Source organism: Lewinella sp. IMCC34183 (assembly GCF_003390915.1).
GTDB lineage: Bacteria > Bacteroidota > Bacteroidia > Chitinophagales > Saprospiraceae > Neolewinella.
The window spans coordinates 188,777-215,127 of record NZ_QMEM01000007.1 but is presented as its reverse complement, the minus strand read 5'-3'; the positions used below and the strand labels follow the sequence as shown (position 1 = coordinate 215,127).

Below are 26,351 nucleotides of genomic sequence, written 5' to 3'. Positions count from 1 at the left end.
CGGTCGGCCGGTACCCTATCTTGCGGCATGACCGTATCTGATCTCGCTACCCTGACGGACGCATGGGGCGATCTGCCGGCCCCCCGGCGGTCACGGTTGTCCGCGCTGGCCGACTACGTGCGCCGGCGGCTCGATGCCGGCCACCCGGCCCGCGTCGTCGCCATCTGCACCCACAACTCCCGGCGCTCCCACTTCGCCCAGCTGATGCTGGCCCTGGCGGCCGACCATTACGGCGTGACGGGCGTGGAGACCTACTCCGGCGGTACGGAAGCTACGGCACTCTACCCCGCCGCGACGGAGGCCCTGCGCCGCTTCGGCTTCTCCGTGGAGGCGGTGGCGGGCCCGGCGGCGAATCCGGAATACCGCGTCGGCTGGGGGGGGCGGGGCGCGGTCTGCCGGGTATTCTCCAAGCACTACGCCGCGCCGCCCAATCCCACCCGCGACTTCGCCGCCCTGCTCGTATGCGACGCGGCGGATGCCGGCTGCCCGGTGGTGGCGGGTGCCGCGCTGCGGGTGGCCCTGCCCTTCGCCGACCCGAAGGTCAGCGACGGGACGGCCGCACAGGCGGCCGCCTACGACGCGCGGTTGCGGGAGATCGGGCGGGAGATGTTTTACGCCATGGCGCTGGTGGCCGGGGTAGGGTAGTGCGGCGGGCAGGGTGCCGGCGCCGGCAACGGGGCCCGTTGCGCGCCATGCCCGGCCGGGGCTACGAATGGACCGTCAATATGACGCTGCCCACTTTCTGCCCGGAAAGCACGTAGCGGTACGCCTCGGCAATTTCCCGCAGCGGGAACGTCAGGTCGATCAGCGGCCGGTAAGTACCGCGCTCCAGGCACTTGCGGAGGTAGGGAAAGGATTCGCGGTAGCTGAAGGGCACCGGGAAGCCTACCTGTCGCCCCCGGCCCAGCGGTGTGAGGAGGGCCAGCACGGGGTTCTGCCACCACGGGCCGGGCTCGGAGGAGGTGTACGTGCCCCGGGCGGAAAGTAGGGGGCGGCACCGCCCGAAGGTACTTTTGCCCACGGCGTCCAGGACGTGGTCGTAGGTCTCGCCGCCGCGTGTGAAGTCTTCCCGCGTATAGTCGATGACCCGATCCGCGCCCAGCGCAAGCACGCGTCCGCGGTGTTCGGGCCGGCAGGTAGCGGTGATGTGCGCGCCGCGGTGGGCGACAAATTGCAGCAGGGCCGATCCGATGGCACGGGTAGCTCCGTTGATCAGTAAGCGCTCTCCGGGGCGAAGCTCCGTGCGTCGCAGGAAGGTGTAGGCGTAGTGGCCGCCCTCCAGCGCCGCCACCGCGGTGGGAAGGTCGACCCCCTCGGGGACCGGCAGCAGCGGGCCGTCCTCCGGCAGACAGACGTACTCCGCGTGCCCGCCCAGACCGGTATCCCGGAAGCCGCAGACACGGTCGCCCACCCGGTAATTTCTCACCCCGGGCCCGGTGGCCACTACCTCGCCGGCGAAGTCGGTCCCGATGCGGGCCCGTCGCGGGCGGCGGAGGCCCAGCACGAGGTGCATGACCAGCGGCCGGCCGGTCAGGTTGGCGCAGTCGGTGCGGTTCACGGTGGTGCAGTGCACGCGTACGAGTAGCTCGTTGTCCTGGGGGACCGGGCGCGGCACGGTTTCGAGGGCGATTGTATCAGGAGGGCCGTATTCGTGGCGGCAGGCGGCTTGCATGGTGTGGGTCGTTGGGTAATGAAAGCCAACTACGGCCCCCGCCCGCCGGCGTGCACCTCCTTTCGACCGGTGCCGGCCCCCTACCGACGAGCTACGGAGTGAATGTCGGGCATACGATCACGCCGTGTCCCGCCCGGGCCTACCTTCGAGGACTTTCCGGCCATCAGAAAACGTATCCCCATGAAAGCCATACTCGGTCTCCTGCTCCTGCTCGTCTGCGATCCCCTTTCCGCCCAGGACGAGCTCACCTTTACCCTCGAGGTCAGCAACCTGAGAAACGAGGACGGGAGCGTCCTGGTGTCCGTCTTCCGGGACCAGCGGGGCTTCAAGGCCGGAGACCCGGTGGAGACCATTCGCATCCCGAAACGGGGAAAGCTGAAGAACGGGCGACTCACTTCGGAGATCAGCCTGCCGGCGGGCACCTACGGCCTGGCGCTGGTCGACGACGAGGACGACAACGGGGACATGGACTACAACTGGCTGGGCATGCCGAAGGAAGGTTTCGGCTTCTCCGATTACTACCTCAGCGGGCTGTCGCGGCCGGTGTTTTCCGACTTCTCCTTCGAGCTGAAGGCCGGCAAGAAGGTCGTCGAGACGAAGTTCCGCTACCTCTAGGCGGGCCTCGCTACGGCCCGACGGGCGTGGGAGGGGAATGTTATATTGGAGTCCCTCATTCGCCCGATCATGCACCCACGCCTTCTTCTCCTTGCTTGCCTGTTAGCTTCCGGATCCGGCCTCTCCGGCCAGGATGGGTGGCAGGACAGGCCCTGGGAGGCCGCCTGGATCACCGCACCCTGCGCGCCCGCCACGACCTTTGCCGTAGTCGACTTCAGCCGCACCTTTACGGTCACCGCCCTGCCCGACTCCCTGCCGGTGATGGTCTCGGCCGACAACCGCTATCGATTATACGTCAACGGCGAGCTGGTAGGTATGGGTCCCTCCCGCGCCGACCGAATGCACTGGCGCTACGCCACCTACGACCTGGCGCCCTACCTGACCAACGGCGAGAACCGCATCACGGCTACCGTCTGGAACTACGGTATCGACCGGCCCCGCTGGCAGGAGAGCCTGCGGACGGCTTTCGTCTTCCAGCCGCGCACGGAAGCCTTCGCGGAACTCCGCAGCGACGGCAACTGGTCGGCCCGCTGCAGCGAAGCTTATGCCCCCATCACCGACGCTCGCGAGCGGCTGCGCGCCTACTTCGTGGTGGGCCCGCAGCTGCGCATCGACGCCGGTAAGTTGCCGCGCGACAGCAGCGACTTCCCCGAACGTGCCAACTACATCACCCGCGCCCTGCCGCGCGGTACCGATACCGAAATGCTCTGGCCGCTGGTGCCGCAGCAGATCCCCGATATGGAGCTGCGCCCCCTGCCGCCGCCCCTGGTCATCCGGGACGACCGCCGCGCGGGCCGCTTCGTCGACACCCTGCTGCCGGCCAACACCCGCGACAGCTTCCTGCTCGACATGGGCCACCTCACGAACGCCTTCTTCGACTGGCAGACGGAGGGGGGCAGCGGGGCCCGCATCCGCGTCACTTACGCCGAAAGCCTCTTCGACGCGGACGGACGCAAGGGCCACCGCGACAGCATCGCCGGCAAGCACATCCTGGGTGCCTACGATGAGTTCCTGCTTGACGGGCGGCCGCGCACCTTCACCACCCTCTGGTTCCGGACGGCCCGCTACCTGCAAGTGGAATTCGAAACCGGTGACGAGCCCCTGCGCCTCACGGGTCTGGACGTGACCGAGCTGGCCTACCCCTTCGTGGAGAACGGCGACTTTACCGCTTCCCAGCCGGAACGCCGCATCGACGAGATCATCGGGGTAGGCTGGCGCACTGCCCGGCTGTGCGCCCAGGAGACCTACGTCGACTGCCCCTACTACGAGCAGCTGCAGTACCCCGGCGATACCCGTATCCAGGCGTTGATCAGTCTCTACGCCAGCGGCGACGCGCGGCTGATGCGCAAGGCCATCCAGCTATTCCAGGACAGCCGCATCGCGGAGGGGCTCACCCTCAGCCGCGCCCCCGACAACGCCGGGCAGATCATCCCGCCCTACTCCCTCATGTGGATCCTGATGGTGTACGACTACGCGATGCACGTGGACGAGCCGGCCTTTATCCGCGACCAGCTGGACGGGGTGGCCGCGGTGCTCGACTGGTACCGCCGGCAGGAGCTGGCCAACGGACTGATCGGCTCTACCCCCTACTGGAACTTCGTGGACTGGACGCCGCGCGGTTTCAGCTGGAACGACGGCACCCGCAAGGGCGGCGAGCCCCCGCAGCAGGGCGGCAGCTCGGTGATCACCGGCCAGTACGTACAGGCGCTCAACGCGGCGGCGGAGCTCTTTGCCTACGGCGGCCGTGAGGCGGAAGCCGACACCTACCGGCGGCGGGCCGATACCCTTACGGCGACCATCGTCGACCAATGCTGGGACCCCGGCCGTGGCTTACTCGCCGATACGCCTGGTGGTACCTCCTTCAGCCAGCACGCCAACATCATCGGCATCCTGAACGGCGGACTGCCCGTGCCCACGGGCCAGGTGCTCGACCGGGTGCTGAGCGATACCACGCTCACGCCCTCCTCCTCCTACTTCGACTTCTACCTGGCCGAGGCACTGTACGCGGCGGGGCGGGGCGATCTGTATCCCGCCTTCCTGGACCAGTGGCGCGGCTACCTCGACCAGGGCTTCACCACCTGGCCCGAGCAACCGGGGGAAACGCGCTCCGACTGTCACGCCTGGAGCAGCAGTCCCAATTACCACCTGCCGGCGCTGGTCGCCGGGGTGCGTCCCGCGGCACCGGGCTTCCGGGAGGTCAGCGTACGGCCCGCCGACGTGCCGGACTTTCCTTTCTCGGCCACCGTGCCGACGCCCCACGGACCGGTAGTGGTCGCGCACGACGTGGCCGGGGGGGCGAGAAGTTACACCGTTACCCTACCCGAGGGCGTCACCGGTAGCTTCACGCTGGGCGACACCGAGGCAGAACTGGGAGCGGGAACGCAGGTGCTGCGTATTCCCGGCAAGTAGCCGTGTTCCCCGGTTAAAAAAGCCTTAAGTAGCATCCCCGCTGCCGGTCGCTTGTTTGCGGGGTATGATCCGATACCTTTTACCCCTGCTGATCCTGCTTAGCGTAGCGTCCTGTAAGCGGACGTTCCGCGGCGTGGTCGACCGGGTGGAGGACATCGTCGTGCCTCGTACGCCGCGGGAAACCTTCGCGCGGAACCGCTTCGAGGGGCGGGCGGCGGAGGACCTGTGCGCTTCCTGGGAGGCCGCCTACCGGAGCGCGCTGGACGATAGCCTGTCCGTTTCTCTGCCCTATCGGGAGGTCGTTCGCTACGCGCCGGATGCGTCACTGACCGCCCTCTCCTACCGTCTCCTGCTGCCGCCCGGCCGGCGACTGACGGTGCAGGTTGACGGTGGTCCGGCACCGGTCTTCGGGGAACTCTTCACCGTACCGGACACCGGCCGTATCGATCCGGACGACGCCATCCTGCGGTGGGATATGCGGGAAACGGGGCTCTACTACGAAACCGAGTTGCCGCAGGGGGAAGAATTGCTATTGTTGCTTCAGTCCGGCCCCGCCGACGGAGGTACCTACACTGTGGAGCTGCGTACCGATCCTATCCTTACCTTCCCCGTGGCCGGTCACGACCAGGGCGACGTGCAGTCCTTCTGGGGCGACGCCCGCTCCGGGGGGCGCCGGCACGAGGGCAACGACATCTTCGCGCCGCGGGGCACGCCGCTGGTGGCGGTAGCGGACGGGCGGGTGTCCTCCGTCAGGGATGGCGGCCTGGGCGGCAAGACGATCTGGCTGCTGGACGCCGAGGGGCGCAATCTCTCGTACTACTACGCCCACCTCGACCGGCAGCTCGTACGGGACGGGCAAAACGTCAGCCGGGGCGACACCATCGGCCTGGTCGGCAACACCGGCAACGCCCGGACGACCCCCGCCCATCTACACTTCGGTATTTACCGCAACGGGGCCCGCGACCCGTGGCCTTACCTCCTACGGCCGGACGCCGCACCCGCGCCCGCCGTGTACCCTATCACCTCCGCCGCCGTGCCCGATGCCGTGCCGGCCCGCGGGCGCCACTACCTGCGCGTGCGCCCGGAGAGCCGCCGGGAGGTGGTGATCCGGCAACTCGAGAATACCGAGCCGGTCACCGTGCTGGGGGCTACCGGCCGTTTCTACCGCATCCGCACCGGGCGGGGCGAGACGGGCTATGTCAACTTCGACTGATTCCCGGGCCCAGCCAGCGGGCCACGCGGCGCTGGTACGTACGGTACGCCTCCCCGAAAGCCTCCAGCAGCCGCTCCTCCTCGAAGGGTATGTACCAGTAATTGGCGGCCAGAAAGAAGGCGACCACGCCGAGCAGGGGCGACACGCTGCCCAGGTAGCACCAGGCCCCCAGCAGGCTCACGACGAAGCCGAGGTAGATCGGATTGCGGGAAAAGCGAAACGGGCCTCCCGTGACCAGCCTCCGCGGCTCGCCGAAGGTGTGAATTTCCGTCCGGTAGCGGAGCAGCAGCAGGCCTACCGTCACGATGAGCAGTACCCCGGCCACCAGTAGTGCCAGGCCGAGCCACCGAAGGACCGCCAGGGGGCGGGCCAGGGGCAGCCAGCGATCGAGCACCACCATGCCCGCCAGGCAACCGACGCAGAGAACGGGGGGAATGAGCCACTTCATGGAGCCCAAGATAGGGGCATTCCCCGTCGATATATCGGGTTTACTATGTATCGAATAGTGCGGAAAAACCGAAACAACCTTTGTTAAAAAACGGTAGGTGCGGGTTATTCGTTGTCGTTGGCCCGTTACCCTCCTGTCTAAGAATTACACCACCCATAACTCTTTTCCCGTGCCCCTTTTCTCTACCGCCCGCTATCCGGCCCCGCCGGAGACCGCACCCGACCGCCGCTGGGACCTGTTGCCCGCTTACGTACGCGCCTTTACCTACTGCTTCCTCTTTGCCGGACTACTAGCGCCGGCGCTCTTGTTCCTGCATGCCCACGGGGTGTCGGTACCGCTGTCGCTCTACGGCGTCGGGGGGCAGGAAACCCTGTACCATCCGGGTGCCCTGCTGGTGCTGGGCCTGTTCTTTCTGAAGGGGATAGCCGCCTTCGGTCTCTACAACGAGGAGACCTGGGGAATGGACGTGGCCCTGCTGGACGGCCTGTTCGGCATCGTGATCTGTCTGCTGGTAATGAGCGGCAACGGCATCCTGCCCGCCGCGCCGGCCGCCGGGTTCCGCCCCGAGCTGCTGATACTGTTTCCCTACGTTTTCCACCTGTACCGCGTCCGCGGCACCTGGCTGCGCGCCGAGGGCATTCAGCACCACTTTTTGAGCTGGTAGGGTGACGGACGGCCGGAGACCCCTACCTTCCCCTCCCACCGTCCTTTGTCCGCAATGCCGCTTCTGCTCTTACTCTTATTCGCCGCTTCTCTCCTTCCGGCCCAGCCGCCCGGCAGCTTCGCCAACCCCCTGCTGGAAAAGGGGGCCGATCCCTGGATCGTCCAGGACGGTGACCAGTACCACTACTGCTACTCCCGCGGGGGATCCATCTGGGTGCGTTCCGCCACCGACGTGCGCGAGTTGGCCGGTGCGCCCGCCACCAGGCTCTGGACGCCCCCGGAGGGTACCGCCTATAGCCACGAGCTGTGGGCGCCCGAGCTGCACCATATCGACGACCGCTGGTACGTCTATGTAGCCGCCGACGACGGCAATAACGCCACCCACCGGATGCACGTGTTGGTCTCCGCCGCGGATTCCCTGGCCGGACCTTTCCGCTACGCGGGCAAGGTCAGCGACCCCTCTGACAAGTGGGCCATCGACGGCACCGTCCTGGAGCACGGCGGCAAGCGGTACTTTGTCTGGTCGGGATGGGCGGGCGACGCCAACGTCAGTCAGAATATCTACATCGCGGAGATGTCTTCCCCCACGGCGATCGCCTCGGAGCGCGTACTCATTTCCCGTCCCGACCGGGCGTGGGAAAAGCGTGGCTCCTCCGCCGAGCTGCCCACCATCAACGAGGGGCCGCAAATCCTCCAGCGCGACGGTACTACCCACATCATTTATTCGGCCAGCGGCAGTTGGTCCGATTACTACTGCCTCGGCCGGCTTACGCTTACCGGCGACGACCCCCTCGACGCGGCGGCGTGGACCAAGGCACCCGACCCCGTCTTCGAGGGCACGGAAGGCGTAGTCAGTCCCGGCCACTGCTCCTTCACCCGTATTGGCGGGCAGAACTGGATCGTCTACCACGCCGTGCCCGCGCCCGGCGGCGGCTGGTCGGCCCGCTACGTCAAGATGCAGCCCTTCTTCTGGGAGAATAATATCCCCCGGTTCGGCGTGCCGGTAGCGGATGGGGTGTTGCTTCCCTATCCGTCCGTTGCGCCCGCTGAATAGGCGGTGCGGGAAAATCTGCGTTGATCGGTGTGTCCGGGCGCAGCGAATACGTGTCAGCCGCAGGCGCTCTGGGTGAAACCTACTTCACCGGAAACCCGTCCCCTTCGTTCTTTTCTCTTGATAGAAAAGAACCAAAAGATCAAGCCTCTGCGCCCGCCTGATCGGGCTCCGAACCCCGAACCGGCTAAAACCTACAAACTCGCGTTGGCGGTATACCCTCCGATGATACACGTTCTCGACTGATGAACATTGGGGACCTCATTATTCATACCGGCTCAGACAGTGTAGGTTTCTTCACGCCGGTTCGCGGCCCGGCTCCCGGGCGTTCGCAAGGGCGGTTGCTCCGACCCCTTGTCTGCCTGTGTTGACGCGTACCAATTGGTACTACTCGCAGTATCAAGTAAGTCGACGACAACAGTTCCCGTGGCCACACCGTAGGTCGGGCCCGCTCTGCGTAATCCTGCATCAGCCCTGCGGGAATCTGCGAAGATCTATACTGAAGCGCAGCGCCTCTGTGCCGCCGCAGGCGCTCTGTGTTAAACTTTGTTTCAGATGCGCGGGGGCTTTTGCTCGCCTGCGGCTCGTAAAGGTTAACATAGATTTTCGCGGATTCAAGGCGCGGATTCCCACAGATTTTCGCGCGTTGTGCTGTATTGCGCAGCGACAGCCATCTTATTACTATGCTACCGGCATGCGGGAAAATCTGCGTTAATCCGCGACCGAGCGCAGCGAATCCGTGTGTGCCGCAGGCTATCTGCGGTAAAACTGTCCCACCGCTCTTCGTTCTTTTCCCTGGATAGAAATGGATCAGAAGATCGTGCCGCGCGCATATGCATTAGTACCGCGAAAATCTGTACTGAAGCGCAGCGCCTCTGCGTCGCAGTAGTAGATCTGTGTGAAACCTACCCCACCGAAACCCAAAAGATATAGTCCCAAAGCCCCCAACCCATCACGAGCGGGCAGACCGACGCTCAAAAAATTCGCGGCGGAAGTCAAGAAAGAAGCCGGAGAACCCCGCCACCAGAGCCAACAGGGCCACGCACGAAAGGTAGCTACCCAGCACTAGGTTATCGGTAGAACTGAATTCCAGAAAAGCAGAGAGTAGCTCGAGGAGGCCGCCCAAAAGGCACAGGCACTGAGAGATTCGTTTGATAGTCATGAGAGGGTAGTCTAAAGCAAAGGCAACAGGAATCGCAAATGTAATGGTCTATATCAATATCCGCCCTGCACCATACCACCCTGAATCCCAGCTAGCGATACATAGTATTTACGTCCAGCGAGGCCAGTTCCACGAAGAGGTCGGCGAATTTACCCGCCACGTCGTGGAAAAACCGCTCCCCCTTCGCCGCGCTCGCCTGCCGTGGATCGCCGATCCCGGTGTCGTCGGTCACCTGCGACCACCGCCGCTCGTGGGCGACCCATCCCTCTTCGAAGGCCTTGATCACGTGCTTCTTTTCGGTTCCCGGGCCTGCCTCCCCCAGGGGCAGCACCAGTTCCGGCCGCAGGTGCATCACCAGGCTGGTCTCCATCTCATCGGCGTGGTCGCCGGCCTCCGCGAAGTACTCCGTCTTGTCCACCGACTGAAACCAGTTGGAGGTACACAGGAACATCTCCGGGAACTCCAGGCCGAGTTCCTTCAGCAGCACCTTGAAGCTATTGCCCCCGTGGCTGTTGAAGACGAGCAGCTTCTTGATGCCCTGCCGGTCGAGGGTACGGATCACGTCCCGCAAGATCGCCAGCTGGGTGGAGGGGTTCAGGTTGATGTCGAGGTAAATGTCCGTCTGTCCGGTATTGATCCCGAAGGGGATGGCCGGCAGCACGATCACCTTGCTGCCCCGCTCCCAAGCCAGGCGGGCGGCCTCGGTGGCCAGGCCGTCGGCCTCGAAGTTGTCGGTGCCGTACGGCAGGTGGTAGTTGTGGGCCTCGGTGGCCCCCCACGGCAGCACGGCCAGGTCGATGGTCTCGTCCTTCAGGTGCTTCCAGTTGGTTTCGGCTAATAGGTAGGGGCGGATGTTTGACATGGTCGGGTAAGTATAGGGCGGGTGCGCGGGTGCAGGGGTTAATCGTGGTGGGGAATGGGCGTTGGTTGCTGGCTGTTGGTTGCTGGTTACGAGTTGCTGGTTACGAGTTGTTGGTTGCTGGTTGAAGTATAGGGGAATTATTCGGTTTCCCGGATCCGCTGCTAGGTCTTGTCAGCGGTAGGAGGCGCATCGCATGTAGTGGTTTCATGTTCTTACCTTCGGTTGCCTTTCGGGCTGACCGAACCCGTTGACTTGGTACCAGGCGTGCCGTCCAGTTGCGCATACGCACGGACGGGGTGCGTGTACCCGTCAACTCGGTGGGTACCCGTCACCCACCTATTGTTGCAACCGTTCAATGGTGCGGATAGGGAAAAGGCGCACGTGGAGATGGTGCGTACTTTGTGCGGAATGGTGCTGCGCATCGGTTAATTAATTGCGCGCCTATTGGGTGCGCCACCGCAGGCCGGCTTACCAGCCAACATTTATACCTCGACCAACAGTAGAACAATTTAAAAAGCTGCCTTCGACACCGAAAAGGCTCACCGCCGGCTTGACGATGGCGTGTACGCTTCCCCAAAAGAGCAACCATCCAAAAGTAGAACTAACCCTAAATTAGTTCACCCGTCAAAAGTGGTTTTACCATGCGGAAAAGTAAGTTTACCCCCACCCAGAGGCTTGAGATCTTGGCCCGGCACGACGCCGGGACCAGCGTAGCCGATCTCTGTCGCCAGCATCAGATCAGCGCGGCTACCTTCTACAAGTGGAAGAAGGAACAGGCCGAGGAGGCCGATGAGACGAAGCGCCGGCTCAAGCAGCTGGAGGCGGAGAACGCCCGGCTGAAGAAGATGTACGCCGAACTCAGTATTGATCACGGCATCCTGTCAGATGGTTATGCCATGCTAAAAAAGTGGCAAGCCCAGGACGCCAAGAAGCAATGATCGATCAGATCAGGCAGCAGCGTCGGCAAAGTGTGCGCCGCAACTGCCGCGTCCTGGGCTTTCGCCGCCAGACCTACCATCACCGCCGCCTGGGCTTTCGCTTCGAAGAGCGGGACTGGGAGTTGCAGGATTTACTGGAGCGTACCGCCCAACGCTTCCTGGCCTGGGGCTTCTGGATGATCTTTTACTACCTGCGTAATCAGGGCCACGTCATCAATCATAAACGGGTCTACCGGATCTGGACCGCATCGGGACTTCACCTACGCTTACCACCCAAGCGCGCCCGGATCCGGCTGGAATACCGGGAACTGTTGCCTCCCGACGGGATCAACGAGGGCTGGGCGATGGATTTTGTCAGCGATTGGGTGGTCGGTCCGCAGCAACAGCCGGTGCGGATCATCAACGTGATGGACGAAGGTTCCCGCAAGGCGCTGTGGACGGAGGCTTATCCCAGTATCTCGGCGCGTAAGCTGATCGAAGTACTGGATCAATTACTGGGAGTCCGCGGGTGCCCCGCTTACATACGGTGTGACAACGGCCCGGAGTTCATCAGTCATCAATTACGGCAGTGGGCCGCAGACCACGCTATCGAACTCAAACACATCCAACCCGGCAAGCCAAGCCAGAACGGGCTGATCGAGCGCCTTAACAAGACGCTGCGGGTTGAGTGCTTGAATCAGTGCTGGTTCGCTAGTCTGGATGAGCTCAACGACCAGCTCCAGCAGTGGTCACTGACCTACAACTACGATCGACCCCACCGGAGCCTGGGTTACCAGAGCCCGGAATCCTACGAAATTGCCAACGAGAATTTCTACTTTAGAGTGGTTGCGGCTTAGGGGAAGCGTACAGGTACGGCTTTGGTTTGCTTATAGGTGAAGCCAATGCGGTGCAGCAGATCACGCATCCCCGACTCCGAATACAGCACGCCGTACCGCTCTTTTACATAAGCGATGATGGGCTTGACGTCCAGATAGAGGTTCTCATCCAGGTGCCCAGCCAGCCCTTCTTCCTGCTCTTCGATCAGCTTACCCGTGTAAGGCACGTAGTGGTCGGCCAGATAGGTGTCGATGCCCTTGTCCTGGTAACCGTCCCAGTAGCGGCGCACCGTATTGTCGTCCAATCCCAGAGCTGCCTGTACCATACTGACGCTAAACCCCTGGTGTAACATAACCAGTACTGTGACCTTGCGGTAACGGCGACGGCTCAGCTTCGTATTCTTCTGAAGCTGCCGTAGCTTTTGATAGTCTTGCTCGCTCAACTGGTAATCCACGGCCAAAAAATACGGCTTCAAGCCCAAATCACTTCGCTACCGGTATAGTTATGAAAGACATACTTGATCATAAGCAGGTAAAACCAGTCGATACTGGTGATATTATTAAGTGGTGGAATATCAGAAGATTACAATATAACCTAATTATTGCCAGCGAATTCTTAATAATATACCTATTAATAGGGTTCAGTGTCACTGCGTATAATATAGGATATGTGCTTAGATTTACTGCTTTTACTTTATTGCTCGCAAATATATTTTATTTCATAGGACCTGGAACACAATTACTGATTAGGCGCATGACTAAAGGTAAACATACAGCCGATTCTAGTACACTTGTTTTATACTGGGCAGGGGTGCTACTGTCAATTATTATAATTGGCGTATGTGCTTTAAAAATTCTTCATGACATCTACCGTAAAGAGTTGATAGAATCTATAACCTAAGTGAAAGTGTGGAACTCTTTTACCTTTTCTCTTGCTAACCAATGATCCATACTATTTTATAGATTGGAAGAGCAAAAGATTATAGAATTATGAACTGTCTTATTTTAATGCTCTAGAGATATGAAAGCGATATGGACCAAAATACTCCGAAATGTGGGCTTTAAAAATGCAAAGAGTGATATCTCATTTGATGAAATATCAAACTCAATTGACGACTACAATCTTCAAGTAAATGACACAGTACTTAGTCCTGAATTGATAGCTAATTCAGATCCATTCGATCTAGTGTATTTGATTTTCAACAAAATATTCAACGAACTTCCTGAGGATTATACTAAGCAGAGTCAGTATATAATGCAGGATCTAAATGAGGGACAAAGGGCAATCTACATCACCTGGTTGTGGGAAGGCGAGATCAATAATGGAGGATTTAATCAATTCTATGCTAATCCAAGCGGACAGTACGCCGCTATTCTTCCCGATTTACTTCTTAACATTGGTGCCAATTCTTTTGCAGAATTGATGGTAAGAAGCAATATTTTATATGCAAAAAACATACAGTCTATCACTAGACACCAAAACGGTACACTGGAAGGATTTAGTAAATCATACGAAGACAATCCGCTAAACGGCCTTGACAAAAGGTTTTACGATTTAAATGAGAAAAATGGATTGATAAATTATCAGGCCAATTTCATTCGTACGAACGCTAGCCTATTTGTTCAAGAATAATATGTCCAAAATGAATAATATTCGCCCAGCATCGCCTCAACTTCATTAACACAAGGCATTATTTGCCATACTGAAGACTTAGCCTCAATTGGTCTTGGGCGGCTATTGCGGCCAATCATGCTGGAAAGTAACTGTAGGGCATAGCACCCCCGCCCGGCCGTGAGGCGGCCCGTGCCGTGACCTACTGCCTGGGTAGTCCACTAGAGTGCGGAGCGACAGCTAGGTTCGGCAACGTATCGCTCCTGCTAATCAGCCACATTGATATCGGTTCTCATTAGGACATCGCAGGGTTAATTAATGAAGCACCCTGGGCTATGCTTTGAAGCTGAAAGGAGAGAGCCATAAACAACGGTAGCATCCCGCAAACGTCAGCCAAGGCATAACTTTAAATACCCCGCGTGAACGGTATCCATGCTAGCACAGGATCGAAGAAAGCATCTACCTTGCTCCCCACAATCCACCAGCCAACCGGGCAATCCGTAGCGGCATCTTCCAAACCATCTGCCGGCCCTCCAGAACCCGCCCGGTAACCCCCTTCCAACCCCAACACCATTATCCCCCCCGCCCCAAGCATGAAAGCCCTATTGACCATCGGACTGTTGGTACTGAGCAACTCCTTCATGATCGTTGCCTGGTACGGGCACCTGAAGTTTGCCTCGTGGAGCTGGTTTCACAAGTTAGGACTCGTCTCCATCATCCTGATCAGCTGGGGGATCGCACTGTTTGAGTACCTCTTTCAGGTACCCGCCAACCGGATTGGCTACGTGGAAAACGGCGGACCCTTCACGCTGATCCAACTGAAGGTGATCCAGGAAGTAATCACCCTGCTGGTGTTTGCCGCTTTCACGCTGCTCGTATTCAAGACGGAGACCTTCCGGTGGAACCACATCATATCCTTCAGTTTCCTGGTGCTGGCCGTTTACTTCATGTTCAAAAAGTAGCGGTGGTGCTTTGAAGGTTGTTGCCACAGGGGCCTGACGCCGGGCGGATGGCGGGTCACGGCCTTATTCAGCAGAGATAAGTGGTGGTGAAGCGCCTGTTGAAGTCCGGAAGACCTCGGCAAAACCTAGGTGGAAGAATTGCAACCCGACAGCCCAGGTATGCAAGGACCGCCCCGGGAGCCAGGTGCCAAACCGACGCGCCCCCTCACCACAACCCCTGCACCAGCTCGGACCGAAAGCTCTTCCCCGCAGCCGTACAATCCGCCACCACGAAAAGGCAAGCCCCCACCCGTAATCGGACCCGTACAAGTGGTCCCCAACGCCTACCTTGTCCTACGGACTTCCGTTTTCCCCGACCCCAACACCCGGCCGGCACCCACCCGCCGCTACCCTATACCGTATGATGATCAGATTATCCCTATTGATCAGCCTGCTGGCGGCAACCGGTTGCCTGCGCGCCCAGGCGACCACCATCGCGGGCCACCTCAGTACGCTGGACGGCTTTCAGGACACGGTCTACCTGCTCGCCATCACGGACTACGCAGACGTGTTCTCCTCCACGAACCGCTACCACGTAGATACGGCCCGGGTGGACGGCTACGGGAACTTTCACTTCCAACTCGCGGAGCTTTCCTGCGCGCAGTGCCTGTACCGGATCGACGTACGACCCGCGGGCAGCACCGGACCGATCATCTTCGGCGGGACCAGCAAGGAAAACTACGCCCTCTTCGAACTGATGCCCGGACAGACCGTCCGGATCACGGGGGAGGCCAATCAATTCACGAAGTCGTTCCGGATGGATGGCGCGCCGGGCAACTGGACCTACGCGGACATCCGCAAGCTGCGGGAACCCGTCTACACCCTTGGTGACCGGCTCAATGCCCAATTTACCGATCCGGCGTTCCTAGAGGGCAAGGACGTCGACTCCCTGCAGGGCGCCGCCATCGCGGAACTGGTGGAGGTGTCGGAGGAAAACAATGAGGTCCTGCTGGCGGCGATGGAGGCGTCCGGCAGTATCTACGACAAGGTCATCGGCAGCCTCCTCTACGATTACGAGATGAGCATGGAGGATAACCTGCCGGTCTACGAGCGCATGAGCCGGCAACTCGCCGAATCCTACGCCGGCCACCCCTACCTCACGGAACTGAACGCGGACATTCACGCTACCAAGTTCGTCCTTCCGGCCGGCAGCGAGGCACCGCCCCTGCGCCTGGCCGACCCTAACGGGGATACAATCGCCCTGCGGCAGCTCCCCGGTAACCTGGTCCTGGTCGATTTCTGGGCCTCCTGGTGCGCGCCGTGCCGCTACGAAAACCGGGTCACGGTAAAGCCGCTTTACGCGGCCTACAAAGATCGGGGCTTCGCGGTCTACGGCGTGTCCATGGACGACGACCGGGAAAAGTGGGTGGCAGCAATCGAGAAGGACGGACTGGACTGGACCAACGTCTCCGACCTCCTGGGTACCGCCTCGCCGGTGTATTCCACCTACAAGATCGACGGGCTGCCCACCTCCTACCTGATCGATACGAATGGACCTACGATCCTGGCCAGGAACATCCGGGGGGCGGAGCTGGAAGCCTTCGTCCGGGACTACTACAAGGAGTGAGTAGGGGTGCCGTCCGGTAGTATCCCGGGAAGCAAACAAAAGGGAGTACCTTCTCTCCCCCCCAAATCGCTACCCATGCCGTACCGCGTGCTATTTGCCTCGCTAATTCTGCTGATCTTCCTGGACCTGTCGGCCCAGACGCCCTCCGCCCAGCAATCTCCCCCGCTGACCGAGGCCGAACCCGCCGCGGTGGGTATGTCGGCCGAGCGCCTGGCCCGCATCGATAAGATGCTGACGGCCGCCATCGCGGACGATCAGGTACCCGGCGCCGTAGCCCTGGTGGCCCGGCGCGGAAAGATCGTCTACCAGAAGGCTTTCGGCGAAGCCTCCGCCGACGGGCGCGAAATGACGCCCGACGCCATCTTCCGCATCGCCTCCCAGACCAAGGCCATCACCTCCACCGCCGTGATGATGCTGTGGGAGCAGGGGCTCTTTCAGCTCGACGACCCCATCGCGAACTACCTGCCCGTGTTCGCCGAAACCGGAGTGCTCGATACGCTCTACGCGGACGGCACCTTCGAAACCCGCCCCGTGAAGACGCCCATCACCATCCGCCACCTGCTGACCCACACCTCCGGGCTCGGCTACGGCAAGATCGACGGTGATCCGCGTTTCCAGCGGATGTACGAGGAGGCCGGGGTGACCGACCTGTTTACCACCGGAAACGTCACCATCGAAGAGAGCGTAAAGAAGCTCGCCACCTTGCCCCTGCACCACGATCCCGGTCAGCGGTTCACCTACAGCGAGGGGCTGGACGTGCTGGGCTACTTCATCGAGGTCATGTCGGGCATGCCACTCGACGAATACTTCCGCCGGCACATTTTCGAGCCCCTCGGTATGGAGGATACCTGGTTTTATCTGCCGGAAGGCAAGGACGACCGCCTGGTGTCCATCCAGCGGCCCACCGACGACGGCTGGGAGAACTACCCCGTCACCTTCTACGATCCCGACTACCCCGTCAAGGGCGCCCGTAGCTTCTTCTCCGGCGGCGCGGGACTGTCGAGTACCGCCAGGGACTACGCCACCTTCCTCCAGTTATACCTTAATGGGGGCGAGCTGAACGGCGTCCGGCTCCTGAGCCGTACCACGGTACAGGCCATTATGGCCAATCAGATCGGGGACATCATGCCCCCCGGCTCCTACCACGGCCTGGCCTTCAGCGTGATCGACGCGGCGGGGCAGGGGCGCGGCGGCAGCGGCAGCGCGGGCACCTTCACCTGGGGCGGGTACTTCAACACCCAGTACTTCGCCGACCCCGGGGAGGAGCTGATCGGAATCCTGCTGAAGCAGACCCAGGGCACCCAGCGGGACCAGACCGCCTGGAAGTTCCGGATCCTGGTCGGGCAGGCGGTAGACGATTAGGCCCCGATTATCCGGCGGTCCGCCGCTGTAGATCTCCGGGATCAAAGTGCACGGCGATGGCCCCTACCCCCTCCGGCGCCATGCCGCTGAGGTGACGCAGCTCGCGGCGGCCGGGGGTGCCGCCGAGGTGGCGGTAGACGTCCATGGCGGAGGTATTCTGCTCGAGGACCCACAGGTACAGCTTGCCGGCGGGGTCGTACGCAAGCACCTCCTCGGCGGCCCAGTTGAGCAGATAGCGGCCGATACCGGTGCCGCGGTAGCCGGCGCGGACGTGGAGGTTATCCAGCAGGGTACCGTCGCGCTCGCTCTCGCCGAGGACCACGCAGCAGAAGCCGGCCAGGATGTCCTCTTCCTCGGCCAGCCATACCCGCAGGGATTTGTCCTCGGCGGAAAAGCGGCCGGTCCACACCGACAGCCGCTCGGCCGGGGCTTCCGCATCGAGGTAGTGGTCGGACATCGCCCCGCGGTAGTTCTCCTGCCAGCTGCTGGCGTGCAGTTCCGCGATCCGGGGCGCGTCGAAGGGGGTGGCGGAGCGGTAGGTGACGGGCGGTGTGATCATGAAGGGCGGAGTTGGACCTGCCAAATCTAGCAGTTGAAAAGGGATGCCCGTTTCATGCGCGGGCGCGGGTGCGGTGCAGGCGGCAAAAAGCGCAGGGGTGCTGGCAACCGGCTTAAGACGTGTTCGCTCTCCCTTCGTCACACTTCCATTAGGTGACGGCTCGTGGCCCGACATCCAGAAAGCAAAAAACGGGGGCGCAAAAACGTGTGTTATAACGTACTTGGCCTTAATTTACAGGGTATGAACAACCCAAACAGCCCCTACCAACCCACTCCCGGCTACGTACCACCGGCCGGTACCCAGGCCGTTGACGAACTACTACGCCGTGACCGGGAGGCGGAGCGACGGCGGGAGGAAGCGCAGCAGGCCGCCCGGGACCGCATAGCCGAAGCGGAACGGCAACGCCAGGAGCAACAGGACCGCGAGCGACGGAACCGCCAACCGGAGCGCGAACGATAGCAGGAACGGGAACGGAGCGAGGCTACGGCCAGGTCCCGTCTACCCTTCTGCGTTCGCCCCCGCCCTTCTGCGGGGAAGCCACTACCCATCAATCGATAAGTTAAGAAGTAATATGATCCTGTTTATCCGTCACAAGGCCAGAAGCTTGCCCGACGAATTTGATGCCCGGGTGTTTGCCACGGCATCCTGGTCGGCGAACTACTGCTACGCCGCCGAGGATCGAACCAACCTGCATTTCTACGCAAAGGGAGAAGCCCTCCATCACCGGCTACGGCTGTTGCAGGAGCGTGATCCCGCGGGCAAGCGAGCATGGATGCCAGTCCGGGTGAAAAGGAGGTCCTCCCTGCTGTTCGACCGCTTCGGGCTCTACGATTCCGCGGGTACGCGCCTGGGCTGGCTGGTGGAGCCGGCACCGGGGGGCCCGCCGGGCGACTTTTATAGTGCCGTCGCCGCCGCCTATTCCTAGCGTTCGCCGCACCTGCGTCCGCGCGCCCCCGTGATGCGCCGCGAGAGCGTGGGCTCCCTACTGCTTCACGAACCGCCGCGCCCTGGCGTGGACCCCGTCGCGCAGTTGCACGATGTAGTTGCCGGGCCGCAGCTCCGCCACCGGCAGTCGCAGGGTGCGGCCCGGTAGCGCGGCCCGGTCGAATACGCGGCGGCCCATAGCGTCGAAGATCAGTACCCGCGCCCGGGACGACCACTTCGTACCGAATCGCTCCAGCCGCAGCTCGCCGCCCCGGAGTACCGTAGGCGTCAGGGCGAAGTCGAACGGGGCTGTCCCGCCGAAGGCCACCACCGCGACCGCGCTGCGGGTGACGCTACCATCGTAGTCCACCTGCCGCAGGCGGTAGTAGTGGATGCCCGGGGCCGGGTCCGCGTGTACGTAGTCGTATTCCGACGGGGTGTCGGCGTTTCCGGTGGAAGACAGGCGGGCAAGGGGCAGGAACCGGAGCCCGTCGCGGCTGTGCTCCACTTCGAAAAAGTCGTTATTGTTCTCAGCGCTCGTGGCCCAGCGGACGCGCACGTCCCGCGCCGTGGCTTCCGCGTTGAAGTACGTCAGGTCGACGGGCAGGATACCGGTAAAGCGGGCATTGATGCACTGGGTCCGGCAGTCGAAGATCTCGCAGGCCGAGCCGGTCGTGCAGTTGCATAGGGAGCCGGACTGGTTGATGCCCCCGTAGTCCTTGGTATTGCCGCCCCCGAGGATCGTGGTGCCGTTGCCGGCGCTGGAGGTAGCCATGGTGATGTAAAAGTCGGCGGCGGCCAGATTCGAAGCGATACCCAGGGGGGCCAGCGGCACCGGTATCGTGATGAAGGTCGGGGTACTGGTCGTGCAGCCACCCGCCGAGCCGGCCCGCGCGTACTGTACGTCGTTTTTGGTGAGGCAGCGGTTACAGGTGGTACTGTTGCGGCCCGTCGTGCCGTCTACGTCGTACACGCTTACGCCCGCCGTGCCGCCGCCCGTAGAGTAGATGATCTCGCGCTCGAAACCCTGGTTGCCGCAGGTGGTATTGGGGTCCGCGCCGCCGAACCGGGCGTCGTTGTCGATGAGGAAGTTGTAGCCGTAGTTGGCGGTCCCGGGGTCGGAACCGATGCGGAACCGGAGAAGCAGGTACTCGTCTCCGCTCGTAGGGGTACCGGGCGTAGGATCGACGATGTTGTAGTAGCCGTAGCCCCCGCCGTCGTCGTCGGCTACCAGATCCACGTTACCGCATTTCGGGGTCACGTCCGAGCCCGTCTCGTCTACGTCCGCCATCTCGCTCCACCCCCGTACGCTTCCCGGAATGACCTCGAATTCGCTGATCTCGGTAGTGCCGCTGGTGAACGCGGCCCCACTTTCCGTGATGAACCCGTCGGCGTCGGGATCGAGCAGGTACCGGTAGGTGGCGCTCGTGGTCTTGGTCACGGAGCCCGTAGTCTGGGCGGTCAGGCCGTGCACGGCAGGGCTGACGGAGATGAAGAAAAGTAAACGGTAATAATAGCGCATAGAAAAAGCTTGGACGCGCTGGGGGCATCGCGTAGCACTAGCTACCGGATGCCCGGGGCGTCACCAAAAACCCGTCAACTGAGCCCGGCGGCCGAAGTTGATCCCGGGGGAATGCCCAGAAAACGGTGACTGTGGGGGAGTTAGTTTCTCCATGCCAAGCTTTATGATGTTGCTAACTAATTGAATATTAGCATATTATATAAAAATAGAATATTTACCATGCATCCTTTCGTAACGGTGTGCGTGTTATACCACCGTCATCTTGTCTCCGCCGGTCTTGTTCAGGTGCCTGCGCAGGGCGATCTCCGCCCGGGCCCGGCCGTGCCGGATGCGGTAATCGATCTGGGCGCGGCTGGCGGTGAGGGTATCGCCGAGAATGTTGGCTTCGGGCTGAATGATCAGCGCGTTGAAGAACTTGAGTTTATTGCCGGGCCCGTCGGATTCCAGGTCGTAGTCGTAGATGTCCTCCTTCGGCAGGCGGCGGCGGATCTGCTCAAGGATGAAGTTCTTGTCCAGAAACTCGCGGATGTCGTTGTTGAAGATCTCCGTGATGGCGATGTCTACCAGGGCGCGCAGGGCGATCTGTACGATGTTCTTGTCCTGGAAAGGCTCCTCGGTGACCTTGCCGGAGCTGCAGTTGATCACGACGATGGTGTAGTCGTCGGCGTCGTCTCGCCGGCTGATCTCGTCGATCACGTCGCCGAGGGGCGATACGTCGCGGATTCCGCCGTCCACCAGGCTTTCCGGCGATCCCTTGGTGGTATCCACTCCCTTGACCGGGCTCCACACGATGGGCATCGCGGTGGAGGCCAGGACGCCGTCGGCGAAATCCTCGTCGGACCGGAATTGGTCCTGGCGCACGGAGTAGTACCGTCCGTCGCGCAGCGAGACGAAGCCGCACAGGTAGGCCGTATCCCGGATCGCGTCGCGCTTCGCCAGCCGGAGCAGCTTGTTACGCAGGGGGGTATTGTCAGCCACGGCCCGGAAGGCCTGAAATTCCTGGCGGAAGTCCTGCAGGATCCGCTGCCGGTTGAAGATAACCCGGAGAAAGACGTTGCGGGTCGTCCGGGGGAAGTGCTCGCGGATCGTATCCCACGTCAGCGTCAGTTTGAGGTCGGGATCGGCGTCGCCTGTAGCGGCCGTGGTGTCGATAAAGTCGGAGGTATAGATCTCCCCCACGCCGTTGGTGGCCACGTCTTCCCAGAGTTGCTCCAGCTGGTCGAACTGGTTGAGGGCCACCAGCAGTCCGTTGAGCGAACCTACCGACACGCCGGCCACGATGTCGAAGCTCAAGGGCGGCCGGCCGGTACCGAGTTGGTCCCAGTTGTCGCGGAGGTAGGCGAGCGCCCCCACCTGGAAGGCACCCTTAAAGCCGCCACCGGAGAGGACGAGGGCTGTTTTTTTCATGTTCAGGCGTTTCTCCGCTTCAAGGTACGGTGCGGAAGGGGAGCGGGGGGAACGCCGGAACGGGCTTGCAAATCAGCCACGAGTTCCACTACCTTAAGTGTGATAACACAATTCTCTTGCTTACCCACCGCTATGCTCTTTTACCAGCACACCCTCCCCCTCATTTTCTCCTTGCTTGCGGTACTGCTGACGACCGGCTGCGCCAGTTGTCGCGTACCCGAGATCAGGCTGCCGACCATCGCCGGTACCTCCGAACGGCCGCCCCGCACCGATCAGTCGGTGAGTGAAACGCGAGCGTATGCGCTGGATGTCCCCCGCAGACCGCCGTACGGGGTACCCTCCCAGCTACCGGTCAACGAGGTTATTCACCACTTCACGAGTGGAGGGTCCATGAACGGCGGACGGGCCCGCGGCGTCGTCATCATGCACTGGCTGGAACGCGAGCCGCATCCGTCCTTCGAGGACGTTCTCGACCTGCTCGGTGCTACCGACTACAACGCCGAAACCGACTACTTTTACAAGCAAAATACCCACCACGACACGTACGGTATCTGGCGGGGGGTGACCCACCTACCCGGGGAAGTCACCATTCTGGACAACGAACGGCAAACATTCAACGGGCAACCGGTACGCCTGATTCTCGCCGCCCATACCTACCGCATAGACGACCCCAAAACATTCGGGGAGCGGGCAACCGCGGGGCAAACCATTCAACGGGTTTACCTGCATGCTTTCCTGGTCCGGGAAGGTGCCATCGTGCTTGAGGCCTTTCAACCCACGGCGGCCGTCCTTCCCCAGATGGCGGAGGGGCTGGCGTTGCTGGACCTGTTCGGCGAGAACAACCTTGCCCGGTGGAAAATAGATCCAGAATCCGACGCCTACGTGGGTCTCCACGAATTCTTCGACTCCCACAACCTTCGGCTCCTACCCGAAGACGGATAGGGTGAACGGTTGAGAAACGCAGGCCTCGGCAGGCAAACGGCGGGTGCGAGTGAGCGCGATCGGGGAAATCGGGCGGCGGCGCGCAGGTGCGGGGGGAACGTCGCGGGTACGCTGTCCGTGCTACCTTTGCCCCATGCGCTTGATCCCTGCTTTTCTCCTCTTCCTGCCCCAGTTCGTATTCGCCTGGGGCGCCAACGGCCACCGCATCGTGGCCCAGATCTGCTACGATAACCTCAACCCCACGGCCCGTGAGCGGGTCGATGCCGCCCTGGGCGATAACTACCTCGCCCAGGTGAGCACTTGGCCCGACTACGTCCGCGCCGAATCCGGCTGGGACTTCGCCAGCCCCTGGCACTACATGACCGTACAGCCCGGGCAGACCGTAGCCGACGTGGTCCACGAGACCGCGGCCGATCCGGGTATCTTCGACGTACAGGAGGCCATCGCCTTTATGTCGTCGGTGCTGCGCGGGGACGAAGCTGCCCGCACCCGCCTCACCGAACTGATGGAAAAGAACGGCGCCGACCCCTTGGCGGGCTCGCTCGACGCCACCGCCCTGGCCTTCCTCGTTCACTTCATCGCCGACGTACATATGCCCCTGCACGTTGGCAAGAACCGCGACCTCGGCGGTAACCGGATCACGGTCCTCTACTTCGGCGACCGCTACAACCTGCACTCGGTGTGGGACACGCAAATCATCGAGCAGGAGCGCCTGAGCTTCACCGAGTTTGCCGCCTTCGTAAGCATGCACACCCGCGACCGGAAGGCCGACTGGGCCGCCGCACCCCCGCAGGAGTGGATGCGCGAGTCGGTGGACCTGCGCGAACTGATCTACAATACCCTGTACGACCGCACCGACCGGGAGTCGGGCCTGCCGGACTTCGGCTACGACTACCAGCACGACTACCTGCCGATCGTCGAGGACCGGCTCGGAGCGGCCGGGTACCGGGCCGCGGCGGTGCTGAACGCCATTTTCGGCTAGTTGCCGGCGGCGGCGATCTCGAACGGCACCTTCAGCTTTTCCCAGTGCAGGTATGCCTCCGTGGAAGTGGGGGTCACGGGGTCGAAGCCGTAGGTCAGCCATTCCTGCATGGGTGCTTCTTCGGGGGTGACCGATACCCGGAGCGCATCCTGCGTCTCGTCGTACTGGTAACTGCCCCAGATGTTGCTCACCTTGTTGAAGATGAGGGTCCAGGCGTCGTCCTGGGCGGGGATCATGTGCAGGCCGTAGGTGCCGGCGGGGAGGGCTTCGCCCGCGACCGTCACGTCCTTGCTGAAGGTTACGGTGGTGTTTTCGTTGGCTCCGGCGCGCCAGGGGAAGGGCTTGTTATCGGAGTACTTGTTGCCCTCGGCCATGCCCCAGGGTACCAGTCCGCCCCACACTTCGCGTCCCTTCACGGCGGGCCGGCTGTAGGTGATGGTTACGTCGGTGTCGAGGCCCACCCGTTGGCTGGTGGTGGCCATCGGGCTGGCGCGTACCTGGTCGGCCTGGGCGTAGGCAGTGGAGGAGAACGTCAGCGTGAACAGCAGCAGGAGAGCGGTACAGAGGGATGGGGGGAGGAGGCGCATGGAGGGATCGGAAGAGGGTGAAAAAAGCAGCGTAATGCCATCCCAAGGTAAGCCAAATACGTGGCGGGCGGGCCGCAGCCCGCGGAGGCGCGGCCGGCGACAAAGAAAAATCACCGCACCCGCGGCCCCGCCGGCGGTAACCGTTACCTTGGTGCGGATGCGTTTTCTCCCCGCCACCCCGTGCCTGCGCGCGCTCTGCTGTCTGCTCCTACTGTTTTTCTCCGGGACGATCGCCGTCGGGCAGCAGTGTACCGGTAACCTGGGCGAGAACATCTTTACGGAGGGCGACTTCGGCAGCGGGGCGGCCAATATCCTCACCCCCGATCCCCGCATTGCCCCCGGCTTTCAGTACGTAACCACCCCGCCGCCTAACGACGGCTTCTACACCATCACGAACAATACCGGGCGCTGGGCTACGATCTACGACACTTGGCGGCTCTTCGGCGACAACAGCAGCGATCCCAACGGCTACATGATGCTGGTCAACGCCAGCTACGCCCCCGGCCTGTTCTACGAGCAGCGGGTGGACGGGCTCTGTGAAAATACCCTCTACCAATTCTCCGCCGACGTCATCAACGTCGTCAAGCCCAACGCCAACCAGCTGCTGCCTAATGTATCTTTCCTGCTGGACAATACGGAGTACATCAACACCGGTTTCATTCCCGAAGACGGGACCTGGAAGACTTTCGGCTTCACTTTCACCACCCAACCCGGGCAGACTTCCGTCACGCTGGCGCTGCGGAATAACGCCCCCGGGGGACTAGGCAACGACATCGCCCTGGACAACATCAGCTTTCGCGCCTGCGGCCCCCAGGCCCTCATCCTGCCGGAGATCGCCGCCAACATCTGCGAGGACGGCGCGCCCATAACCCTGACCGCTACCATCAACGGTGACCAGTATCCTACTCCCGCCGTACAGTGGCAGCGCAGCGACGACGGCGGCAACACCTGGGCAGACCTGCCCGGGGAAACGGGGCGCAGCTACGTCCATGCCGCCCTGGCGGCCGGCACCTACACCTACCGCTACCTGCTGGCCAACAGCCCGGGCAACGTGGCCAACAGCAAGTGCCGGATCGTCTCCAACCCCAAAGTGGTGAACGTGATCCCCAAGGAGGTCATCCTGATCGATACCATCTGCGCGGGCCTCACCTACACCATTGGCGACTCGGACTATACCCGCTCCGGCAGCTACGTGGATTCGCTGGTGTCGTCCCTGGGCTGCGACAGCATCGTCCGCCTGGAGCTGGAGGTAGTGGCCGATCCCGGACTGGCGGGTGCCTTTACGGTCCGCGACCCCAGTTGCTCCTATTTGACCGACGGGAGCGTGGTACTCGACAGCGTGGCCGGCGGTCGGGCTCCCTACGACTTCCGCTTCGGGAACGCGGAGCAGGCGATCGGCTCCCCCATCACCCCGCTGGGCGAGGGGGTCTACTTTTACCGGATTACGGACCGCTACGGCTGTGCCCAGGCCGATACCCTGCGTCTGCAGAGCCCATTTCCGTTCACGATCGATCTCGGGCCCGACCAGGTGATCACGTTGGGTGACGCGACGACCCTGTCCGTGCGGGCTTCCGCCCCCGTCGCGAGCTACGACTGGCTCCCCGCCGGGAGCGTGGCCTGCGATTCCGCCTGCACCACGGTCGACCTGTTGCTGCCGCGGTCGACGACCGTCCGAGTTTTGGCAACCTCCGAGGCGGGCTGTGCGGCCGCGGATTCGGTACGGATCGATGTCCTGACGGATCGGCTGGTCTATATACCCAGTGCTTTCTCGCCCAACGGAGACGGAACCAACGACCGGTTCCTGGTGTACGGCAGCGAACCCAATGTACAGGGAATCGCCAGTCTGCGGATCTACGACCGGTGGGGCGGCGAGGTCTTCACCGCCACCGACCTGGCCGCCAACGCCAGCGAGAGCGGCTGGGACGGTACCCGGGGGGGGCGGGCCGTTCCGGCCGGTACCTACGTGTACGTGGCCGAGGTGGTCTTCCTGGACGGCGTACGGCAGCGGTACAGCGGCAGCCTTACCCTGCTGCACTAG

27 protein-coding genes are annotated in these 26,351 nt (G+C 62.1%); 18 read left to right on the top strand and 9 right to left on the bottom strand.

Annotated elements, in window-relative coordinates:
• The first annotated feature begins 27 nt into the window (after positions 1-27).
• Positions 28-645 (top strand): protein-tyrosine-phosphatase, encoded by a 618-nt coding sequence (locus tag DQG19_RS15775; protein ID WP_116127248.1) that lies wholly within the window; start codon positions 28-30, stop codon positions 643-645.
• A gap of 61 nt (positions 646-706) precedes the next feature.
• On the opposite strand, the gene DQG19_RS15770 is transcribed toward DQG19_RS15775, so the two are convergent.
• Positions 707-1,672 (bottom strand): NAD(P)-dependent alcohol dehydrogenase, encoded by a 966-nt coding sequence (locus tag DQG19_RS15770; protein ID WP_116127247.1) that lies wholly within the window; start codon positions 1,670-1,672, stop codon positions 707-709.
• A 180-nt stretch (positions 1,673-1,852) separates the two neighbouring features.
• Between DQG19_RS15770 and DQG19_RS15765 the strand changes: the two genes are divergently transcribed.
• The 3 genes from DQG19_RS15765 to DQG19_RS15755 all read left to right on the top strand — a co-directional run bounded on the left by DQG19_RS15765 (position 1,853) and on the right by DQG19_RS15755 (position 5,909).
• Positions 1,853-2,287, top strand: a complete 435-nt coding sequence (locus tag DQG19_RS15765) for a DUF2141 domain-containing protein (protein ID WP_157974547.1) — start codon at positions 1,853-1,855, stop codon at positions 2,285-2,287.
• Positions 2,288-2,356: 69 nt separating this feature from the next.
• The gene (locus DQG19_RS15760) at positions 2,357-4,696 is read left to right on the top strand and encodes an alpha-L-rhamnosidase C-terminal domain-containing protein (protein WP_116127245.1); all 2,340 of its coding nucleotides are present in this window, start codon (positions 2,357-2,359) and stop codon (positions 4,694-4,696) included.
• Positions 4,697-4,760: 64 nt separating this feature from the next.
• A complete protein-coding gene (locus DQG19_RS15755) occupies positions 4,761-5,909 on the top strand; it encodes a M23 family metallopeptidase (protein ID WP_116127244.1) in 1,149 nt (382 codons plus the stop codon).
• Here DQG19_RS15755 and DQG19_RS15750 read toward each other — a convergent pair.
• Positions 5,896-6,357 carry a methyltransferase family protein gene (locus DQG19_RS15750; RefSeq protein ID WP_116127243.1) on the bottom strand — a complete coding sequence of 154 codons (462 nt, stop codon included), beginning with the start codon at positions 6,355-6,357 and terminating at the stop codon, positions 5,896-5,898. The two genes, DQG19_RS15755 and DQG19_RS15750, sit on opposite strands and share 14 nt — an antisense overlap.
• A gap of 169 nt (positions 6,358-6,526) precedes the next feature.
• On the opposite strand from DQG19_RS15750, the gene DQG19_RS15745 reads away from it, so the two are divergent.
• Positions 6,527-7,021 carry a hypothetical protein gene (locus tag DQG19_RS15745; protein ID WP_116127242.1) on the top strand — a complete coding sequence of 165 codons (495 nt, stop codon included), beginning with the start codon at positions 6,527-6,529 and terminating at the stop codon, positions 7,019-7,021.
• 54 nt (positions 7,022-7,075) lie between these two features.
• Entirely contained in the window at positions 7,076-8,074 is a 999-nt protein-coding gene (locus tag DQG19_RS15740; protein ID WP_116127241.1) for a family 43 glycosylhydrolase, read from the top strand.
• Positions 8,075-9,023: 949 nt separating this feature from the next.
• Here the strand turns inward: DQG19_RS15740 and DQG19_RS15735 are convergent.
• Both DQG19_RS15735 and DQG19_RS15730 read right to left on the bottom strand, forming a co-directional pair.
• On the bottom strand, positions 9,024-9,233 hold the full coding sequence (locus tag DQG19_RS15735) for a hypothetical protein (protein ID WP_116127240.1): 210 nt from the start codon (positions 9,231-9,233) through the stop codon (positions 9,024-9,026).
• A 91-nt stretch (positions 9,234-9,324) separates the two neighbouring features.
• Complete coding sequence (locus DQG19_RS15730) at positions 9,325-10,086, bottom strand: creatininase family protein (RefSeq protein WP_116127329.1); 762 nt, start codon at positions 10,084-10,086, stop codon at positions 9,325-9,327.
• Between the two features lie 650 nt (positions 10,087-10,736).
• Here DQG19_RS15730 and tnpA point away from each other — a divergent pair.
• Together tnpA and DQG19_RS15720 are read left to right on the top strand one after the other, a co-directional pair.
• Positions 10,737-11,033, top strand: coding sequence for an IS66 family insertion sequence element accessory protein TnpA (tnpA, locus tag DQG19_RS15725; RefSeq protein WP_116127239.1), 297 nt, complete (start codon positions 10,737-10,739; stop codon positions 11,031-11,033).
• The gene (locus tag DQG19_RS15720) at positions 11,030-11,869 is read left to right on the top strand and encodes an IS3 family transposase (protein ID WP_116127238.1); all 840 of its coding nucleotides are present in this window, start codon (positions 11,030-11,032) and stop codon (positions 11,867-11,869) included. The genes tnpA and DQG19_RS15720 overlap by 4 nt, the downstream gene beginning before the upstream one ends.
• Here the strand turns inward: DQG19_RS15720 and DQG19_RS15715 are convergent.
• Entirely contained in the window at positions 11,866-12,303 is a 438-nt protein-coding gene (locus tag DQG19_RS15715; protein ID WP_116127237.1) for a helix-turn-helix domain-containing protein, read from the bottom strand. The two genes, DQG19_RS15720 and DQG19_RS15715, sit on opposite strands and share 4 nt — an antisense overlap.
• 50 nt (positions 12,304-12,353) lie before the next feature.
• Between DQG19_RS15715 and DQG19_RS20945 the strand changes: the two genes are divergently transcribed.
• The 5 genes from DQG19_RS20945 to DQG19_RS15695 all read left to right on the top strand — a co-directional run bounded on the left by DQG19_RS20945 (position 12,354) and on the right by DQG19_RS15695 (position 17,390).
• Positions 12,354-12,749: a hypothetical protein gene (locus tag DQG19_RS20945; protein WP_157974546.1), complete on the top strand. Its 396-nt coding sequence runs from the start codon at positions 12,354-12,356 to the stop codon at positions 12,747-12,749.
• A 120-nt stretch (positions 12,750-12,869) separates the two neighbouring features.
• Positions 12,870-13,481 carry a DUF4375 domain-containing protein gene (locus tag DQG19_RS15710; RefSeq protein WP_116127236.1) on the top strand — a complete coding sequence of 204 codons (612 nt, stop codon included), beginning with the start codon at positions 12,870-12,872 and terminating at the stop codon, positions 13,479-13,481.
• Positions 13,482-14,053: 572 nt separating this feature from the next.
• Positions 14,054-14,422, top strand: coding sequence for a DMT family protein (locus DQG19_RS15705; RefSeq protein ID WP_116127235.1), 369 nt, complete (start codon positions 14,054-14,056; stop codon positions 14,420-14,422).
• A 400-nt stretch (positions 14,423-14,822) separates the two neighbouring features.
• A complete protein-coding gene (locus DQG19_RS15700) occupies positions 14,823-16,028 on the top strand; it encodes a TlpA family protein disulfide reductase (protein ID WP_116127234.1) in 1,206 nt (401 codons plus the stop codon).
• A gap of 75 nt (positions 16,029-16,103) precedes the next feature.
• Positions 16,104-17,390 carry a serine hydrolase domain-containing protein gene (locus DQG19_RS15695; RefSeq protein WP_116127233.1) on the top strand — a complete coding sequence of 429 codons (1,287 nt, stop codon included), beginning with the start codon at positions 16,104-16,106 and terminating at the stop codon, positions 17,388-17,390.
• 7 nt (positions 17,391-17,397) lie between these two features.
• Here DQG19_RS15695 and DQG19_RS15690 read toward each other — a convergent pair whose 3' ends face one another.
• The gene (locus DQG19_RS15690) at positions 17,398-17,949 is read right to left on the bottom strand and encodes a GNAT family N-acetyltransferase (protein WP_157974545.1); all 552 of its coding nucleotides are present in this window, start codon (positions 17,947-17,949) and stop codon (positions 17,398-17,400) included.
• 240 nt (positions 17,950-18,189) lie between these two features.
• Here DQG19_RS15690 and DQG19_RS15685 point away from each other — a divergent pair, with 240 nt between their 5' ends.
• Positions 18,190-18,408 (top strand): hypothetical protein, encoded by a 219-nt coding sequence (locus tag DQG19_RS15685; protein ID WP_116127231.1) that lies wholly within the window; start codon positions 18,190-18,192, stop codon positions 18,406-18,408.
• 112 nt (positions 18,409-18,520) lie between these two features.
• The gene (locus DQG19_RS15680) at positions 18,521-18,874 is read left to right on the top strand and encodes a hypothetical protein (protein ID WP_116127230.1); all 354 of its coding nucleotides are present in this window, start codon (positions 18,521-18,523) and stop codon (positions 18,872-18,874) included.
• 57 nt (positions 18,875-18,931) lie between these two features.
• On the opposite strand, the gene DQG19_RS15675 is transcribed toward DQG19_RS15680, so the two are convergent.
• Positions 18,932-20,395: a T9SS type A sorting domain-containing protein gene (locus DQG19_RS15675; RefSeq protein WP_116127229.1), complete on the bottom strand. Its 1,464-nt coding sequence runs from the start codon at positions 20,393-20,395 to the stop codon at positions 18,932-18,934.
• 246 nt (positions 20,396-20,641) lie between these two features.
• Positions 20,642-21,802: a patatin-like phospholipase family protein gene (locus DQG19_RS15670; RefSeq protein ID WP_116127228.1), complete on the bottom strand. Its 1,161-nt coding sequence runs from the start codon at positions 21,800-21,802 to the stop codon at positions 20,642-20,644.
• 132 nt (positions 21,803-21,934) lie between these two features.
• Between DQG19_RS15670 and DQG19_RS15665 the strand changes: the two genes are divergently transcribed.
• Positions 21,935-22,744 (top strand): hypothetical protein, encoded by an 810-nt coding sequence (locus DQG19_RS15665; RefSeq protein ID WP_116127227.1) that lies wholly within the window; start codon positions 21,935-21,937, stop codon positions 22,742-22,744.
• Positions 22,745-22,877: 133 nt separating this feature from the next.
• On the top strand, positions 22,878-23,726 hold the full coding sequence (locus tag DQG19_RS15660; protein WP_116127226.1) for a S1/P1 nuclease: 849 nt from the start codon (positions 22,878-22,880) through the stop codon (positions 23,724-23,726).
• Here DQG19_RS15660 and DQG19_RS15655 read toward each other — a convergent pair.
• Positions 23,723-24,313: a DUF2911 domain-containing protein gene (locus DQG19_RS15655; RefSeq protein ID WP_116127225.1), complete on the bottom strand. Its 591-nt coding sequence runs from the start codon at positions 24,311-24,313 to the stop codon at positions 23,723-23,725. The two genes, DQG19_RS15660 and DQG19_RS15655, sit on opposite strands and share 4 nt — an antisense overlap.
• 157 nt (positions 24,314-24,470) lie before the next feature.
• On the opposite strand from DQG19_RS15655, the gene DQG19_RS15650 reads away from it, so the two are divergent.
• Positions 24,471-26,351 carry a gliding motility-associated C-terminal domain-containing protein gene (locus DQG19_RS15650; protein ID WP_157974544.1) on the top strand — a complete coding sequence of 627 codons (1,881 nt, stop codon included), beginning with the start codon at positions 24,471-24,473 and terminating at the stop codon, positions 26,349-26,351.

Bases quoted from the DNA above. Each gene is read 5' to 3' on its own strand.
- DQG19_RS15775 (WP_116127248.1), top strand. From the start codon at position 28: ATGACCGTATCTGATCTCGCTACCCTGACGGACGCATGGGGCGATCTG.
- DQG19_RS15770 (WP_116127247.1), bottom strand. From the start codon at position 1,672: ATGCAAGCCGCCTGCCGCCACGAATACGGCCCTCCTGATACAATCGCC.
- DQG19_RS15765 (WP_157974547.1), top strand. From the start codon at position 1,853: ATGAAAGCCATACTCGGTCTCCTGCTCCTGCTCGTCTGCGATCCCCTT.
- DQG19_RS15760 (WP_116127245.1), top strand. From the start codon at position 2,357: ATGCACCCACGCCTTCTTCTCCTTGCTTGCCTGTTAGCTTCCGGATCC.
- DQG19_RS15755 (WP_116127244.1), top strand. From the start codon at position 4,761: ATGATCCGATACCTTTTACCCCTGCTGATCCTGCTTAGCGTAGCGTCC.
- DQG19_RS15750 (WP_116127243.1), bottom strand. From the start codon at position 6,357: ATGAAGTGGCTCATTCCCCCCGTTCTCTGCGTCGGTTGCCTGGCGGGC.
- DQG19_RS15740 (WP_116127241.1), top strand. From the start codon at position 7,076: ATGCCGCTTCTGCTCTTACTCTTATTCGCCGCTTCTCTCCTTCCGGCC.
- DQG19_RS15735 (WP_116127240.1), bottom strand. From the start codon at position 9,233: ATGACTATCAAACGAATCTCTCAGTGCCTGTGCCTTTTGGGCGGCCTC.
- tnpA (WP_116127239.1), top strand. From the start codon at position 10,737: ATGCGGAAAAGTAAGTTTACCCCCACCCAGAGGCTTGAGATCTTGGCC.
- DQG19_RS15720 (WP_116127238.1), top strand. From the start codon at position 11,030: ATGATCGATCAGATCAGGCAGCAGCGTCGGCAAAGTGTGCGCCGCAAC.
- DQG19_RS20945 (WP_157974546.1), top strand. From the start codon at position 12,354: ATGAAAGACATACTTGATCATAAGCAGGTAAAACCAGTCGATACTGGT.
- DQG19_RS15710 (WP_116127236.1), top strand. From the start codon at position 12,870: ATGAAAGCGATATGGACCAAAATACTCCGAAATGTGGGCTTTAAAAAT.
- DQG19_RS15705 (WP_116127235.1), top strand. From the start codon at position 14,054: ATGAAAGCCCTATTGACCATCGGACTGTTGGTACTGAGCAACTCCTTC.
- DQG19_RS15700 (WP_116127234.1), top strand. From the start codon at position 14,823: ATGATGATCAGATTATCCCTATTGATCAGCCTGCTGGCGGCAACCGGT.
- DQG19_RS15695 (WP_116127233.1), top strand. From the start codon at position 16,104: ATGCCGTACCGCGTGCTATTTGCCTCGCTAATTCTGCTGATCTTCCTG.
- DQG19_RS15690 (WP_157974545.1), bottom strand. From the start codon at position 17,949: ATGATCACACCGCCCGTCACCTACCGCTCCGCCACCCCCTTCGACGCG.
- DQG19_RS15685 (WP_116127231.1), top strand. From the start codon at position 18,190: ATGAACAACCCAAACAGCCCCTACCAACCCACTCCCGGCTACGTACCA.
- DQG19_RS15680 (WP_116127230.1), top strand. From the start codon at position 18,521: ATGATCCTGTTTATCCGTCACAAGGCCAGAAGCTTGCCCGACGAATTT.
- DQG19_RS15675 (WP_116127229.1), bottom strand. From the start codon at position 20,395: ATGCGCTATTATTACCGTTTACTTTTCTTCATCTCCGTCAGCCCTGCC.
- DQG19_RS15670 (WP_116127228.1), bottom strand. From the start codon at position 21,802: ATGAAAAAAACAGCCCTCGTCCTCTCCGGTGGCGGCTTTAAGGGTGCC.
- DQG19_RS15665 (WP_116127227.1), top strand. From the start codon at position 21,935: ATGCTCTTTTACCAGCACACCCTCCCCCTCATTTTCTCCTTGCTTGCG.
- DQG19_RS15660 (WP_116127226.1), top strand. From the start codon at position 22,878: ATGCGCTTGATCCCTGCTTTTCTCCTCTTCCTGCCCCAGTTCGTATTC.
- DQG19_RS15655 (WP_116127225.1), bottom strand. From the start codon at position 24,313: ATGCGCCTCCTCCCCCCATCCCTCTGTACCGCTCTCCTGCTGCTGTTC.
- DQG19_RS15650 (WP_157974544.1), top strand. From the start codon at position 24,471: ATGCGTTTTCTCCCCGCCACCCCGTGCCTGCGCGCGCTCTGCTGTCTG.